The sequence below is a fragment of the Streptomyces sp. Tu6071 genome, assembly GCF_000213055.1.
Taxonomy (GTDB): domain Bacteria; phylum Actinomycetota; class Actinomycetes; order Streptomycetales; family Streptomycetaceae; genus Streptomyces; species Streptomyces evansiae.
Genome location: NZ_CM001165.1, coordinates 5,097,132 through 5,112,913, shown reverse-complemented (window position 1 = coordinate 5,112,913; position 15,782 = coordinate 5,097,132). Strand labels below are relative to the sequence as shown.

At 73.1% G+C, this 15,782-nt stretch carries 11 protein-coding genes; 3 read left to right on the top strand and 8 right to left on the bottom strand.

All coding sequences use genetic code 11. The annotated features are described in order from the left end of the window. The first annotated feature begins 90 nt into the window (after positions 1-90). Positions 91-1,641 (top strand): hypothetical protein, encoded by a 1,551-nt coding sequence (locus STTU_RS21520; protein WP_007826750.1) that lies wholly within the window; start codon positions 91-93, stop codon positions 1,639-1,641. A 30-nt stretch (positions 1,642-1,671) separates the two neighbouring features. Here the strand turns inward: STTU_RS21520 and STTU_RS21515 are convergent, their stop codons facing one another. From STTU_RS21515 to speB, 3 genes are all read right to left on the bottom strand, one after another. Next, positions 1,672-2,424: a VOC family protein gene (locus tag STTU_RS21515; RefSeq protein ID WP_043257610.1), complete on the bottom strand. Its 753-nt coding sequence runs from the start codon at positions 2,422-2,424 to the stop codon at positions 1,672-1,674. 53 nt (positions 2,425-2,477) lie between these two features. Continuing rightward, positions 2,478-4,154: a thiamine pyrophosphate-binding protein gene (locus STTU_RS21510; protein WP_007826748.1), complete on the bottom strand. Its 1,677-nt coding sequence runs from the start codon at positions 4,152-4,154 to the stop codon at positions 2,478-2,480. An 82-nt stretch (positions 4,155-4,236) separates the two neighbouring features. Further along, positions 4,237-5,223 (bottom strand): agmatinase, encoded by a 987-nt coding sequence (gene speB / locus STTU_RS21505; RefSeq protein WP_010275591.1) that lies wholly within the window; start codon positions 5,221-5,223, stop codon positions 4,237-4,239. A gap of 132 nt (positions 5,224-5,355) precedes the next feature. On the opposite strand from speB, the gene STTU_RS32265 reads away from it, so the two are divergent. Beyond that, positions 5,356-8,556: a VWA domain-containing protein gene (locus STTU_RS32265; RefSeq protein WP_007826744.1), complete on the top strand. Its 3,201-nt coding sequence runs from the start codon at positions 5,356-5,358 to the stop codon at positions 8,554-8,556. A 106-nt stretch (positions 8,557-8,662) separates the two neighbouring features. Here the strand turns inward: STTU_RS32265 and STTU_RS21495 are convergent, their stop codons facing one another. The 4 genes from STTU_RS21495 to STTU_RS21480 form a co-directional block, all read right to left on the bottom strand. Further along, complete coding sequence (locus STTU_RS21495; protein WP_043255914.1) at positions 8,663-9,556, bottom strand: NAD-dependent epimerase/dehydratase family protein; 894 nt, start codon at positions 9,554-9,556, stop codon at positions 8,663-8,665. Positions 9,557-9,687: 131 nt separating this feature from the next. After that, positions 9,688-10,590 carry a carbohydrate ABC transporter permease gene (locus STTU_RS21490; protein ID WP_043255913.1) on the bottom strand — a complete coding sequence of 301 codons (903 nt, stop codon included), beginning with the start codon at positions 10,588-10,590 and terminating at the stop codon, positions 9,688-9,690. Further along, positions 10,587-11,570, bottom strand: a complete 984-nt coding sequence (locus tag STTU_RS21485) for a carbohydrate ABC transporter permease (protein ID WP_007826732.1) — start codon at positions 11,568-11,570, stop codon at positions 10,587-10,589. Before STTU_RS21485 ends, STTU_RS21490 begins: the two co-directional genes overlap by 4 nt. Further along, on the bottom strand, positions 11,570-12,952 hold the full coding sequence (locus STTU_RS21480; RefSeq protein WP_007826730.1) for an ABC transporter substrate-binding protein: 1,383 nt from the start codon (positions 12,950-12,952) through the stop codon (positions 11,570-11,572). The genes STTU_RS21485 and STTU_RS21480 overlap by 1 nt, the downstream gene beginning before the upstream one ends. A 171-nt stretch (positions 12,953-13,123) precedes the next feature. Between STTU_RS21480 and STTU_RS21475 the strand changes: the two genes are divergently transcribed. Then, complete coding sequence (locus STTU_RS21475) at positions 13,124-14,452, top strand: D-galactonate dehydratase (RefSeq protein ID WP_007826727.1); 1,329 nt, start codon at positions 13,124-13,126, stop codon at positions 14,450-14,452. A gap of 109 nt (positions 14,453-14,561) precedes the next feature. On the opposite strand, the gene STTU_RS21470 is transcribed toward STTU_RS21475, so the two are convergent. After that, the gene (locus STTU_RS21470) at positions 14,562-15,773 is read right to left on the bottom strand and encodes an ROK family transcriptional regulator (protein ID WP_007826724.1); all 1,212 of its coding nucleotides are present in this window, start codon (positions 15,771-15,773) and stop codon (positions 14,562-14,564) included. Between the last annotated feature and the right edge of the window lie 9 nt (positions 15,774-15,782).

The window sequence follows — 15,782 nt, the reverse complement described above, 5'->3', positions numbered from 1 at the left end:
CCCCGCCACCGGGGCTACGACCCATGACGAAACGCTGACATTCGCCGCGAGGAGCGAGGGGAGAACGTGCAGGCGGCCTAGCGTCGGGACGTGCACCGCAGCCGACATGATCTCCACGCCGTCCTGGGCGCCGCTCTCCTCGTGGTGGCGGCAGCCCTGATCGGGCGCCACCTGAGGGCGCGCCACGACAACCTCTTCGTGGACTGGCCCCCGCTGTACGCGCGGTGGGAGCCCCACGTGGGGCCCGGCACCCCGGCCGCGATCCTCGTGGCCGCGGCCGTGGTCCTCCACGGTCCGCCGCTCGTCGCCCGGCTGCCGTGGCGGGCGCTGCTCCTCGCGGTGTGGGCCGCCGCGACCGCGTGGACCTTCTCGCTCGCCTGGATCGACGGCTGGTACCGGGGCATCGCCGAGCGGCTGACCTCGCGTTACGAGTACCTGCGGGTCATCGACCGCTTCCAGGACATCCCCGCGACGCTCAGGGACTTCACGCACCACATCCTTCTGGACTCCCCGCACCACTGGCCCCCGCACACCGCCGGGCACCCCCCGGCGGCGACGGTGACGTTCGTCCTGCTCGACCGCGTGGGGCTCGGGGGCGGCGGCTGGGCGGGCATGTGGTGCATCGTCGTCGGGGCCTCGGCGGGGGTCGCCGCGCTGATCGCGGTACGGGCGCTCGCGGGCGAGGACCTGGCGCGGCGCGCGGCCCTCTTCCTGGTCCTCGCGCCCGCCGCGGTGTGGGTGGGGGTCTCGGCGGACGGCTACTTCGCCGCCGTCGCCGCCTGGGCCGTCGCCCTTCTCGCCCTCGCCGTGACGGGCCGCTCCCCCGCCTGGGCGGCGGGTTCGGGGCTGCTGTTCGGCCTCGCGCTCTACCTCTCGTACGGGCTGACGCTGTTCGCCGTCATCGGCTGCGCGGTGCTCCTGCTCGGCCGCCACGGGGTCCGCCGGAAACCCGTGCTCCTCCTGTACCTGCTCGCCGGACTCGTGGTCGTGCCCGCCGTGTTCACGGCGCTCGGCTTCAACTGGTGGGAGGCGTACCACATCCTGGTCGAGCGGTACTACCAGGGCGCGGGCGGCAAACGCCCGTACGGCTACTTCGTGTGGGCCAACCTGGCCGGCACCGTCCTCGTCGTGGGCCTCGCCACGGTCGCGGGCCTGCGCCGCTCCGTCGCGGAGCTGATCCGCGGCGCGGGGGAGGCCCTGCGCGCCCGGCGGCGGGGGCCGGAGCCCGGGACGGGTACGGGGCTGCCGGGCGGCTCCGGGGCGGGGACGGTGCCCCCGGCGGGCCCCGGGGCGGAGACGCTGTCCCCGGCGGGCACGGCGGTGGAGACGGTGCCACGGGCCGGGACCGGGGTGGAGACGGTGCCACGGGCCGGGACCGGAGTGGAGACGGTGCCACGGCCGGGTACGGGGGTGGAGGCCGCCCCGCAGGCGCGGCTCGCGTTCCTCGTCTGCGCCGCCCTCGTGGCGCTCCTCGCGGCCGACCTGTCCGGCATGAGCAAGGCCGAGACGGAACGGATCTGGCTGCCCTTCACCGTCTGGCTCCTCCCGGCCGCCGCCCTCCTGCCGAGACCCCGGCTGTGGCTCGCGGCGCAGGCGGTCCTCGCGTTGCTCCTCAACCACCTGCTGCTGACGTCGTGGTGAGCGGGGCGGCGGTGACCGCGTGCGCGCGGCTCACTCCGCCCCGGCCCCGGGGACGAGCAGGCAGAACTCGTTGCCCTCGATGTCGGCCATCGGTCGGCAGGACGCCTCGCCCCGGCCCCCGTCCACCGTGCGGGCGCCGAGGCGTTCGAGGCGGGCGATCTCGGCCTTCAGGTCGTGGGCCGGGAGCGGGAGGGCGTCGAGGTGGAGGCGGTGGCGCAGGGGCGTCGTGCCGGGCGCCCGGCGGAAGAACTCCAGGTACGGGCCCACGTTCCCGGGGCCGCGCAGCCGCACGAGGTCCCCGCGGGTCTCCCGGACCTCCCAGCCCGCCGCCCCGCCCCAGAAGGCCGCGAGCGCGTGCGGGTCCGCGCAGTCCACGACGACGGCGGCGACCGGCCCCGTGTCCCGGTACGTCTCGCGGGGCTCCAGCACGCAGAAGACGTTGCCCTCGGGGTCCGCCATCACCGTCCACGGCACCTCGCCCTGCCCGATGTCCACCCGCTCCGCACCGAGCGCGGTCAGCCGCGCGACCAACTCCTCCTGGTGCTCGGGCGAGTCGCTGGCGAGGTCGAGGTGGGCCCGGTACGCGACGGCCTCCGGTTCCGGTACGCGCACGAGATCGACGCCGAGGGCCGCCGTACCGGCCCGGTCCAAGCCCTGGGGCGCGAGACGGGTGACCCCGGCCCCCTCACCGCCCGCCCGCCACCCGAGCGCCCCCGCCCAGAACCGCCCGAGCGCCACATCGTCGCGCGCCTTCAGACCCACCTTCACCAGTCGCAACGCCATGCGGCGCAGCATAGGGGGCCGCCCCGGCCCTTCGCGCTCCGCGCCCCCGCGCCTCAGCTCTCCTCGAACATCCGCAGCCGCTCCCGCAGCACCACCACCCTCGGCTCCCCGCTCTCCAGCGCCTCCGCCAGGTCCTTGCCCAGGTCCGTCGCCGTCGTGGTCAGGGCGGGGACGCCGAAGGACTCGGCCAGGGCGACGAAGTCCGGGCGGGACAGTTCGGTGCCGACCGCCTCGCCGTACGCGCCCGTCAGGTACTCGCGCAGGATGCCGTAGCCGCCGTCGTCGACCACGAGCCAGGTGACGGGGAGGCCGTGCTGGCGGGCCGTCGCCAGTTCGGCCAGGGAGTACATCGCGCCGCCGTCGCCCGTGACCGCGAGGACCGGGCGGGTCGGGTCGGCGACCGCCGCGCCCAGGGCCGCCGGGAAGGCGAGGCCGAGGCCGCCCGCGCCCTGGGCCGTGTGCATCGTGCCGGGGCCGCGGGGGTCGAAGCCCGCCCAGGCCCAGTAGCCGAGGATCGTCATGTCCCAGAAGCTCGGGGAGTCGTCGGGGAGCGCGGCGCGGATCGTCGTCAGGAGTTCGCGTTCCCGGCTCAGGTCCTGTGCGTCCAGGCGCGCCCGGACCTTCCGCAGCAGCTCCGCCACGCGTGCGGGCGCTTCCGGGTCCTCGCGCGGCGGGGCCGTCTCCAGGAGGGCCTGGAGAGCCAGCCGGGCGTCCGCGTGGATGCCGAGGGCGCGGTGGTTGGCCTCCAGCTTCCCGAGGTCGGCCTCGATCTGGATGATCCGGCCGCCCGGCGCCAGGGAGTGGTAGTGCGAGGAGAGTTCGCCGAGGCCCGAGCCGACGACGAGGAGGACGTCCGCGTCGGCGAGGAAGTCCGTCGTGTGCCGGTCCTCCATCCAGGACTGGCCGGAGAGGGGGTGCTCCCACGGGAAGGCGCCCTTGCCGCCGTACGTCGTCACGACCGGCAGGTTCATGTGCTCGGCGAGCGCGCGCAGTTTGCCCGCCGCGTCGGCCCGTACGACCCCGCCGCCCGCGAGGACCACGGGCCGCTCGGCGTGCGCGAGCCAGTCGGCGGCGAGCGCGGTCAGCTCGGGGCGCGGGACGAGCGGCTCGGGCAGCGCGTCGGGGGCGTTGACCTCGGGGAGGAGGGTCTCGGCGGCGAGGACGTCCTGCGGGATCTCGACCCATACAGGGCCGTGCGGGGCGCTCAGCGCGGACTCCCACGCGGCGGCGATCGCCGAGGGGATCTGCGAGGCGGCGCGCACGACGTGCACGGACTTCACGATGTCCCGTACCGAGCCCTGCTGGTCGCGCAGTTCGTGCAGGTAGCCGTGGCGCCCGCCGCCCAGGCCCGCGGCCGGGACCTGCGAGCAGATCGCAAGGACCGGGGAGCTGGAGGCGGCTGCCTCCTGGAGGGCGGAGAGCGAGGTGAGCGCGCCGGGGCCGGTCGAGAGGAGGAGCGGGGCCGCCTCGCCCGTGACCCGCCCGTAGCCGTCGGCGGCGAAGGCCGCGTTGTTCTCGACGCGCAGCCCGACGTACGCGAGCGAGGAGCGGCGCACCGCGTCGAAGAGCGCGAGCGCGTGCTGCCCGGGGAGCCCGAAGACGGTCGTCGCGCCGAGCCCGTGCAGGGTCTCCACGACGAGGTCCCCGCCCGTCCGCCCGGCGGGCGGGTCGAGCGCCGCGCGCGTCTGGGCCTCGGTGGGGCGCAGTTCGATGTCGTGGTCGTGGCTCAACGCGGGTCCTTCCGGTGGGGGTGCGGTACGGGGGCGGGGGCGGCGGTACGGGTCCCGGGCGGGCCCGTACCGTCGTCGCCGCTCAGCCCGCGTCTCGTTCGGCGGCGATGCGGCGGGTCATGAGGGTGGTGAGTTCGTAGGCGGTGTGGGAGGCGGCGACGGCGGTGATCTCGGCGTGGTCGTAGGCGGGGGCGACCTCGACGAGGTCGGCGGAGACGAGGTGGCAGTCGGCGAGGCCCCGCAGGATTTCGAGGAGTTCGCGGGAGGTGAGGCCACCGGCCTCGGGGGTGCCGGTGCCGGGGGCGTGGGCGGGGTCGAGGACGTCGATGTCGACGGAGACGTAGAGGGGGCGGTCGCCGATGCGCTGGCGGAGCTGGTCGGTGATCTCGTCGGTGCCGCGGCGCATGACGTCGGCGGCGGTGACGATGCCGAAGCCCATCTTGGCGTCGTCGGTGAGGTCCTGCTTGCCGTAGAGGGGGCCGCGGGTGCCGACGTGCGAGAGGGCGGAGGTGTCGAGGATGCCTTCCTCGACGGCGCGGCGGAAGGGGGTGCCGTGGGTGTAGGCGGCGCCGAAGTAGGTGTCCCAGGTGTCGAGGTGGGCGTCGAAGTGAAGGAGGGCGACGGGCCCGTGGCGCTCGGCGACGGCGCGCAGCAGGGGCAGCGCGATCGTGTGGTCGCCGCCGAGGGTCATGAGGCGGGCGCCGGAGTCCAGGAGGCGCCCGGCCTCGTGCTGGACGGTCTCGACGGCCTCGTCGATGTCGAACGGGTTGACCGCTATGTCACCGGCGTCGGCGACCTGCGCGAGGGCGAAGGGCGAGGCGTCCTGGGCGGGGTTGTAGGGCCGCAGGAGGCGGGACGCCTCGCGGATCGCGTTGCCCCCGAAGCGGGCGCCGGGGCGGTAGGAGACACCGGTGTCGAAGGGAACGCCCACGACCGCGACCTCGGTACGGGCGACCTCGTCCACGCGCGGCAGCCGCGCGAACGTCGCGGGACCCGCGTACCGCGGGACGCGGGAGGAGTCGACAGGGCCGCGCGGAGCCTCGGCGGGCGGCGTGATGCGGTCGTTCATGGGTGCCTCTTCGCTGGTCAGATGACCGCCCCGCGTCATCGGGGGGCGTGCCATCGACTGTAACGGGGCGTCTCGGCGACACCCCGTTCCCCTCCCTCACCCACCCGATCCTTTGTGTGACTATCTGACGTTATGTCCCCCTTGAGGCCCTTCCGCCCCATCCCGCGCGGCGCCCCCGCGCGCCGCGCCGCCCCGCTGCGGACCGCCGCCCTCCTCGCCGCCCTCCCCGGCCTCCTCCTCGGCGGCGCGGGCCCGCACGCGGTCGCCACGCCGCCCGCCGTCGCGAAGCCCGCGCCCCGTACCGTTCCCTCGCCCTCCGCCACGACCTCCGTCGTCACCGTCACGACCGGCGGCGACCGCAACGGCGACCAGACCGTGGCCCCGCTCGCCGGGACGCGGCTCGGGCTCTGGACGGCGGCGAGCGGCGGCACCCTGCTCGGGGAGTGCGTCTCGGACGGCGACGGCGACTGCTCCTTCGTCGTGCCGGACACGGACCCCGGCGGGGCCAACGCGGGCGCGCGCTTCTGGGTGCGGCAGATCGCGGCCCCGGCCGGCTGGTACCCGAACCCCCAGCTGCGCACCGGGGGCAGCAACACGACCCCGTACCGCTTCCAGACCCCGGTGCTGCACGCGAACACCACCTACAGCTCCACCGACAACGGCGTCAACGGCTTCATGGTGAGCAGCGGCGCCACCAACCAGTCGGCCTCCGGCGGCACCTGGCAGCAGTCCAGGAACAACCCGCCGCTGCCCGGCAGGTGCGGCCTCAAGGTCGCCCTCGTCATGGACCTGTCGGGCTCGGTGCAGGGCAGCGTGACCGCACTGAAGACGGCGGCGAACACCTTCGTGGACGCCCTCCAGGGCACCCCGTCGAGCATGGCCCGCTTCACCTTCTCCAGCTTCTCGCCCGCCGAGCGCGGCGGGGCCAACGCCCCGCAGCTCGCCTCCGTCTCGACGCGGGCGGACGCCACCGCCTTCAAGAACACCTACGCGAACTGGAACGAGAGCACCGCCCAGGGCTCCACCAACTGGGACCGCGCGCTGTACGTGCCCGCGCTCGCCGCCGAGCGGTACGACCTCGCCGTCGTCATCACGGACGGCATGCCGACCCGGTACGGGACGCCGAGCGGCCCCGGCGGCAACGGCTCGCTCACGCGATTCCGCGAACTGGAGAACGGGATCTTCTCCGCGAACGCCCTCAAGGCCGAGAACACGCGCGTCCTCGCCGTCGGCGTCGGCGCGGGCGTCCAGGGCAACGCGAACCTCAACCTCGCCGCGCTCTCCGGGCAGACCAGGTACAACGGCACGAACATCGAGACCGCCGACTACTTCCAGGAGCAGAACTTCGCGCAGGTGGGCGCGGCACTGCGCAGCCTCGCCCTGGCGAACTGCACCCCCTCGCTCTCCGTCGTCAAGCAGATCCGCCTCCCCGACGGCTCCACCGCCAACGCTCCCGAGGGCTGGACCTTCGGCGCCACGACGACGACCCCCGGCGCCTCGGCCGCCTCGCCGCGGACGACGACCGGTGACGGCACGGGCGCGGTGAACTTCCCGCTCACGTACGCGGACGGCACCGCGAGCGCCGGCTTCGACGTCACCGAGGAACAGCAGCCCGGCTACACCCTCGTCCAGCAGGGCGGGGACAACGCCTCCTGCTACGACAAGGTCGCCGAAAGACCCGTGCCGGTGACCAACGCCTCCGGCGGGCCGGGGTTCCGGGTCACCATCCCCCAGGACTCGTCCGTGAGCTGCGTGATCATCAACAAGGCACCCGAGGCGAGTGTCCCCGCGACGCTCCAGGTGGACAAGGAGTGGTCGGTCGCGTCGACCGGGACCCGGCCCGTGGTCTACCAGGAGGGCGAGCAGCCCTCCGACCTCCAGGCCGCGCTCCGGCTCGGCGACCCCACCGGCTCCGGCACCTCGCCGTGGTCGTGGTCCCAGCCCCGCACCGGGTACGAGCGGGGGCAGCGGGTCGCGATCGGCGAGAAGGTGACCTTCGGCGACGAGATCGACTGCGCCCTGACGGGCGTCGACCTCGACGGCACCCCGCTCCGCGACCCGGCCGACCCCACGGCCTCCGTGACCCTCGACGAGGGCGCCAACCGGCACCGGATCACCAACCGCGTCACGTGCGACACGACCCTCACGCTCGCCAAGGACGTCGTCCCGCCGCCCGGCCCCGCCACCGGCAACTGGGACCTGCTCTCGTACGCGAGGGACGGTGCCCTCCCGGGGCCGCACGGCGTCAGCGGGTCGGCGACCGCGACCCGCGTCCCCGTCACCCCGGGCGCCCGCTACCAGCTCGCCGAGCGGCTCACGTCGGACGACCCCGGGCTGCTCGCGTACAAGCAGGTCGACGACCGCACGGACTACCAGTCCAACCCGCGCTCCACCGGCTCGATGAACTGCGTGGCGACCGGGAGGAGCGGCACCCCCTACCTCGGCTTCAACGACGGCATCAACGGTGGGGTCAACGTCTCGCTCGGCCTGCACGCGACGTGCACGGCGACGAACGAGGCGGTGCCGCTCCACCTCGTCAAGAAGGTCGAGGGCGGTACGGCGCGGCCCGCCGACTGGGACCTGGTCGCGCGGCCCGTGGACGGGCCCGGGGGCCTGCCCGCGCGCACGGTGCCCGGTGACGACGCGGGCACGACCGTCCTCGTCCGGCCCGGCACGGAGTACCGCCTGACCGAGTCCGAGGGCCCGGCGGGGTACGTGCTGAGCGACCTCACGTGCCTCGTCGACGGCGTGAGCGGGCCGCTGGACCCGGCCGCCTTCGCGGTCCCCTCCGGTCACCGGGGCACCTGCACGTACACCAACACCCACCGCCCGGCCACGCTCACGCTGGTCAAGAAGGTCGTCAACGCGCACGGCGGCGTCGCCGGCCCGCGCGACTGGCTGCTGAGCGCCACGGGGCCGACCGCCGGACTCAGCGGGCGCGACGGGGACCCGGAGATCACCGGGGCCGAGGCCGCCCCCGGCACGTACCGGCTGCGCGAGAGCGGGGGCCCGGAGGGCTACCGGGCCTCCGCCTGGGACTGCCGGGACGGGGCGGGCGGCGCGGTGCCGGTGCGCGAGGGCTCGGTACGGCTCGCGCGCGGCGCCGAGGTGCGCTGCGCGCTCACCAACCACGACCTGCCCCCGCGGCCGACCCCCACCCCGGAGCCGACCCCGGAGCCGAGCAGCCACAGCCCGGCCCCCGGTCCGCACCACGGCGGCAGCCTCCCCCGCACCGGCAACCCGGTCCTGTGGGCCGCGGCGGCCGGCACGGTGGCCCTCCTCCTCGGCACGTACGCCGCCCTGCGGGCCCGCTTGAGGCGCCGCAACGGCTGACACCGACGCGCACGGCACGCGAGGGGCCCCGCACCGAGGTGGTGCGGGGCCCCTCGGGGTGCGGGGCGGACTCCCCGGTGCGGGCCGTGCCCGTGCGGGAGATTGCTCAGCGCCAGGTGTGCTTCGGCGCGAAGCCCAGGACGTCCCGCATCCGCCCTGTGGCGAAGAAGGAGTCGTGGCCGCCGAACTCCCCGCGGACCTCCGTGCCGGGGTGGTACGCCGCGAGCAGGTCGCGGCTCGGCTCCAGGGCCTCGGTGTCGGGCGCGGCGACGTTGACGACGTGGTGCCCCGTGAGCGGCGCGGTGAGCGCCGCGCGCACCGAGGCCGCCGCGTCCTCGGTGTGGAGCCAGCCCCACAGCTCGCGGCGCATGGGCCCGGGGTCCCGGTGGGTCCCGGCGAGGCGCTTCTCCAGGCGCTCGCCCATGCCGACGAAGGGGAAGCGGAGCATGACGGTCGCGGTGCCGAAGCGGCGCGTCGTGAAGGCGGCGGCCTCCTCGGACATGATCTTCGAGAGGCCGTAGGAGTCGACCGTGAGGTTCGGGTGCTCCTCGTCGACCGGCACGTACGCCGGGTGCAGATCGCGGTCCGCCCACGCGAGCCCGACCGCCGAGAGGCTGGAGGCGGCGACGACCCGGCCGATGCCGCGCCGCCCGGCCTCCTGGAGGACGAGGTAGGCGGCGAGGACGTTGCTGCGCAGCGTCTCGTCCTCGGAGACGATGCCGGGCGCCGGGTACGCGGCGAGGTGGACGACACCGGCGACGCCCTCCTCGCCCGCGGTGGCGTCGAGCGTGTCGTAGACCCCGCTCACCGTCTCCGCGTCCGCGAGGTCGCCCGCGACGAAGGCCGCGCAGCCGGTCTTCGCCTCGGGGGCGCGCAGGTCGGCGCCGACGACGCGGTACCCGTGGGCGAGCAGATCGGCGACGACGGCGCGGCCGATGTCCCCGGTGGCACCGGTCACCAGCACCGTACGGCCGTGCGGGGCCTCGTGTTCTTCGGTCACCTTGGTACTCCTGAGTTGTGCGCGATGGTGCTTCACCGGCGGCTTCTCACGGCCGGCTGCCGCGGGGCGCCACGAGGCCCGGCGGGGCTGACCGCCGGGCCTCGTGGATTCCCGCAGGGGAACGGCGGGGCTTAGCCCTTGACCGCTCCCACGAGCCCGTTGACGAAGTATCGCTGGGCGCAGAGGAAGAGGATGATCACAGGTATCACCATGATCAGCGCCGCCGCCATGAGCGAGTTGTACTGCACGACGTTCGAGGACTGGAGCTGCTGGAGCGCGATCGGCAGCGTGTACCTGCTCGGGTCGTTGAGGGAGATCCGGGCGAGCTGGTACTCGTTCCACGTCGGGATCGCGGTGAGCAGGGCGATCGTGATGAGCGCCGGGCGGGTCAGCGGCAGGTAGATCCGCGTGAAGATCCGCAGCTCGCCGGCCCCGTCCATGCGGGCCGCCTCGCGCAGCTCACCGGGGACCGCGTTGAAGCTGTTGGTGAGCATGAGGATCGCGAGCGGGGCGCTGCCGTTGACGCCGGGGAGGATGAGGCCCCAGTGCGTGCCGAGGATGTCCATCTTGGACTCCAGGAGCACGACGGGCAGCAGGGTCACGACGCCGGGCACGAAGAGCAGCACGAGGAAGAGGCGGTAGAGCCACTTCTTGCCCGGGAAGTTCAGCGTGGCGAAGGCGTAGGACGCGGCCGAGTAGATGACGACGACGAGCACCGTGGTGAGCACGGTGACCTTGACGCTGTTGAGGAAGTAGTCGAAGAAGTCGAGCCGGTTCCACGTGTCGGTCAGGGTGTGCAGCGTCGGGTGGTGCGGGATGAGGTGCCCGCCCTCCTGCACCTCGGAGTTGGTCTTGAAGGCGGCCGAGACCATCCACAGGAAGGGGTAGAGGCTCACGGCCGCGTAGGCGGCGAGGAGCAGCCCGATGACCGTGCGGACGACGATCTTCGTGACCGGCGTGCCCTTCTTGGTGGTACGTGTGCCGTTGGCGACGCCCGGCGCGGTGGCGCGGGGGGCGCTGAGCGTGGTGCTCATCCGATCCTCCTCATGGCCCGCTGGTTGATGAAGGCGACGACGAGGGCCGCGAGGAAGAGGAGCCAGCCCAGGGCGCTCGCGAGGCCGAGGGTCGGGGACATCTCGTTGAGGAAGGCGAGCCGGTACGTCTCCAGGCCGAGGACGCTCGTGGAGTCGCCGGGGCCGCCGTTGGTCATGATCAGGAAGGACTGGAAGCCCTGGAGCGAGTCGCGGACGTTGAGCAGGATCACGACGACGGTGATGGGCTTCATGAGCGGCCAGATCACGGAGGTCGTGGTGCGCAGCCAGCCCGCGCCGTCGATCTGGGCGGCCTCGATGAGCGAGGAGTCCAGGGACTGGAGCGAGGTCAGGTAGAGCAGCATCGCGACGGGGACCGCCGACCACACCATGACGACGATCATGGTGGGCAGCGCGGTGTCCGGGTTGCCGAGCCAGCCCTGCGGTTCCTGGAGGCTGCCGAGACCGACCGCCTTGAGGAGCAGGTTGATCGCGCCGCCGGGTTCGAGAATGTAGTTCCAGGCGAAATAGACGGCGATGCCGGTCGTGACGTAGGGCACGAAATATATGGACCGCAGAATTCCCTGGAACCGCTTCACCGAATTCAGCACGATGGCGAGCGGGAAGGCGATGAGCACCGTGAGAACCGGGACGCCGATGACCACCCACAGGGTGTTGGTGGCGGCCTTCCGCACGATCGGCCAGTATGTCGGGGAACCACCGAGCAGATCCGAGTAGTTCTTGAATCCGCGCCAGTGCCACTCCGGCCAGAAGCCGTTCCACTGCGCGAAACTCAGACCGAATCCGTAGATCACGGTGTAGGCGCCCATGATCAGGAAGAGGATCACGGCGGGCGCGACGAAGAGGTATCCCCAGGCGGCTTCGTTCCGCCGCTCCCTGAACCGGGCGCGCGGCTTCTTCACGGCCTGGACTCTCGGCTGAGGGGGCACGGCCGCCGGGGCCGCGTCGATGTCGGTGGCCATTAGCCCTGCTCCGCCCAGTAGGACTTCATCATGGAACTCATCCGGGACCCCGTGCTCTTCGGCGAGAGCGTCTTGAGCGGGGTCATTTGAGCGAGGACGGCGCCGACCTTGCCGGCGTCGTAGATAGCGGGACGGTACGTGGTGACAGTGGGGTTGTAGCCGTCGGGGTCGGTGCCGAAGCTCGCCTGCATGGAGTTCAGCGTCGGCCCGAGCTTCTTCGCCTGGGCGTCGGTGAACTTGTTGGGCGGGACGTCATTGGCCTTCTTGCCGAAGAGGGCCGCGATGTCGGGCCTGGAGAGGAACTTCATCCACTCCAGGGCCTCCTTCTTGTTCCGCGTCTTCTTCGTCATCGAGAGACCGGTCAGCGAGAAGGGCGCCATCTGGAGGTCGGGCGTCTTCGCCGCCGCGGGGGGCGGCACCGGGAACGTCATGAGGTTGCCGACGTCGTAGCCGTTGTCGGCGAGGAAGGCGAGGGTGTACGTACCGCCGACGTCGACGCTCGCCTTGCCCTGCGCGAAGGCGAGGTCGGCCTCGTCGATCGTCTTCGTCTGGCTGCCGGGCATCCAGTACGGCTGGACCCGCATGTAGGTGTCGAGGACTTTCTGGCCCTCGGCGCTCGACCAGTCCTTGGAGGCGTCCTTGCCGAACAGCTCCTGGAAGCGCTCCTTGCCGAGCAGCCCGTAGGCCATCGGCTGCATGATCCACTCCAGCGCGGTGGAGGGGGACTTGAGGCCGATCGTGAGGCCGCCCTTGCCGCCGAACTCCTTCTTCAGCTTGCCGAGGTCGGCGATGAAGTCCTCCCAGGTGGCGGGGGCCTCGGTGATGCCCGCTTTCGCGGCGCGGTCCTTGTTGAGGTAGACCATGCCCTGCGTACCGACCGTGATCGGGACGCTGTAGCGGTCACCCTCCTCGACCCCGAGCGTCTTCGAGCCCTCCGCCAGGGAGTTCTCGTAGTCCGCCTTCATGATCGTGCCGTCCTCCCGGACCTGCGGGATGAAGCGGTCGAGCCACTCCTTGTCGATGTCGTCCGAGAGGTCCGCGATGAGCCCCGCGCCGCCGAGCCCGAAGTCCTCGCCCTTGGCGTGGACCTCCATGACGTCGGGCAGGTCGTTCGTCCGCGCCGCGGCCTGGATCTTGGTCGAGAAGGCGTCGTCGGGCGTGTACGCCTGGATGTTCACCTTGGTCCCGGTCTCAGCGGTGAACTTCTCCGCCGCCGCCTGAAAAGCGGCCACGTGGGACTGTTTGAACGTCCACATCGACAGTTCACCCTGCTTGGAACCCGTCCCGCCGCCGCTCGCACCGCACCCCGCGACCAGGACGCTCAGCGCGGCGACCGTGGCCAGGAGGGAAGTACGGCGCGCGACTGGGAGAAGTCTTTTCACGTTCCCAGCGCCTTTCTTCAGAGCTGTCCGTTCAGCCCCATCGGCTTCTCTCGAAGCAGCTCCTGGAATCTAAATCGACTTGATGTACGGTGTCAACAGTCGTAACCGCACGGAAAAACAGCGGAAAAACCTTCCGCCACCGAACCGACACAGCCTTCCCGGAGGGCTTCCATGGCTTCGTCCGCCCACTCCGACTCCGCCTCCGCCGACGCCTCCGCCGAGATCCCCGCCGAGATTCTCGCCCCGGCCCCGTGGAGCGCCCCCGCCGACGACTCCGAGCACCTGCGCATCACGGCGGTGCGCACCTTCCTCACCGCGCCGCAGGGCTGCCCGTACGTCATCGTGCGCGTCGAGACCAACCAGCCGGGCCTCTACGGGCTCGGCTGCGCCTCCGACCCGCAGCGCACCCTCGCGATCCGCTCCGTCGTCGACGACTACTACGCGCCGATGCTCCTGGGCCGCGACCCCGCCGACATCGAGGACCTGCACCGCCTCCTCTTCAACAGCGGCTACTGGCGCGGCGGCTCGATCGGCCAGAACGCGCTCGCGGGCGTCGACGTCGCGCTGTGGGACATCAAGGGCAAGGTCGCGGGCCTCCCGCTGCACCAGCTCCTCGGCGGGCGCGCGCGCGAGGCCGCCGACGCCTATACGCACGTGGACGGGGACGACGCCGGGGAGATCGCCGAGAAGGTCCTCGCCGCGCACGAACGCGGCTACCGGCACGTCCGCGTGCAGGTCTCCGTGCCCGGCACGGACACGTACGGGACCGCGCCGCGCGACGCCGCCGAGGCCCGCCGCCGCGAACTGCGCGCCGGGAGCTGGGACTCCCTCGCCTACCTGCGGCACGTGCCCCCGGTGCTGCGCGAGATCCGCGAGCGGGTCGGGACGGGCGTCGAGCTGCTGCACGACGCGCACGAGCGGCTGACCCCCTCGCAGGCCCGCGAGCTGGTCCACGAGGTCGAGGACGCGCGGCTCTTCTTCCTGGAGGACGCGCTCGCGCCCGAGGACGCGGCCCACTTCGACCAGCTCCGGGCGGCCGGCTCGGTGCCGCTCGCGGTCGGCGAGCTGTACCACGACGTGATGATGTACCTGCCGCTCCTGCAGCGGCAGGTCATCGACTTCGCCCGTATCCGCATCCCCACCCTGGGCGGCCTCACCCCGACCCGCAAGCTCGTCGCGGCGGTCGAGCTCTTCGGCGCCCGCACCGCCCCGCACGGCCCCGGCGACGTGAGCCCGGTCGGCATGGCGGCGAACCTGGGCCTCGACCTCAGCTCCCCGGCCTTCGGCGTGCAGGAGGCGGCGACCTTCAGGGAGGCGACGCGCGAGGTCTTCCCCGGCACCCCGGTCCCCGAGCGCGGGCGCTTCCACGGCACCGGTCTTCCGGGCCTGGGCGTCGACTTCGACGAGGCGGCGGCCCGGAAGTACCCGGTCCCGGAGCCCCTGCGCCACGACCGCTGGGCGCTGCTGAGGAACGGGGACGGGAGCGTGCAGCGGCCGTAGCGGGGACGGCACGGGGCCCGGTGGGCGACGGTCGCCTGCCGGGCCTCGGCACGGCCTGCGTGAAGTCCCCCCGGCGATGGGGGTGGAGTCCCGGAAGCCGCACGGCCGGTCAGGCCAGCAGCAGCGACCTCGGCTGCGCCGACAGCGTACGGTCCAGGACCAGGCACGCCGCCCCCACCGCCGCCACGTCCTCCCCTATCGCCGTCGTCGTCACGGTCGTCGCGTGGACCGGCTTCACGAAGGGCGACTCGGCGACCATCGGCTCGATGAGCGGCAGCAGTCGCGGGGCGAGCAACGGCCAGAGGGGGCCGCCGAAGACGATCGTGTCCGAGTCGAGGAGCGTCGCCGCGGCCGTGACCCCGCGTCCGATCCGTACGCCCCAGCGGTCGATGATCCCGGCCGCGCGCGGCTCCCCCTCGGCGGCGATGCGCGCCAGGTGCTCCAGGCTCCGCTGCGCGTCCTGCGGGTCGGTCGGCGTGAACTCGTGGCCGAGCGCGCCCAGTTCGATGGCCTCCTCGACGAGCGCCCGGCTGGAGCAGGCCGCGCCGAGGCCGCCCACCTCGCCGACGTTCCCGGAGGAACCGCGCAGGACGGTGTCGTCCACGACGAGGCCCATGCCCGAGCCCGTACCGAGGTAGAAGAAGAGGAAGTTGCGGCTGTCGGTCGCCGCGCCGGACCAGCGCTCCGCGACGGCGGCGGCGACGACGTCCTTGTCGAGCAGCGCGGGGAAACCGGTGTCGGCCTCCAGGCGCTCGCGCAGCGGAACGCTGCCCCAGCCCGGGAGTTCGGGCGGATCGATGACGAGCCCGGCGACCGGGTCGACGGGCCCCGGCGCCGCGATGCCGAGCCCGAGCACGCGTTCCTGGTCGACGCCCGAGTCCTCGATGAGCGCGCCGACCGAGGCGGCCATCCCGGCGAGCAGCGCCTCGGTGTGCACGCCGCGCGGGGTCGGCTCGCTGCGCCGGGCGACGACGGTGCCGAGGAGGTCGAGCAGGACGTACGTGATGACGGCCGGGTCGAGGTGCACCCCGATCGCGTACCGCGCCCCGGGCGTGACCTGCAGCAGGGTGCGCGGCTTGCCGCTGCCCGTGGACTGCTTGCCCGACTCGCGGGCGACGCCCTGGTCGAGCAGACGGCGGGTGATGTTGGAGACGGTCTGCGCCGACAGGCCCGTGGCCTCGGCGAGTTCGACGCGGCTGAGCCCGGCCTTGTGGCGGCGGATCGCGTCGAGCACGACGGACTCGTTGAAGTCCCCCATGCGGGGCAGATTGGTCCCGCGCCGGATCGACGTCTTCGTGGCACTCGCCCTTTTTGTCGTCACGCTCGGGTC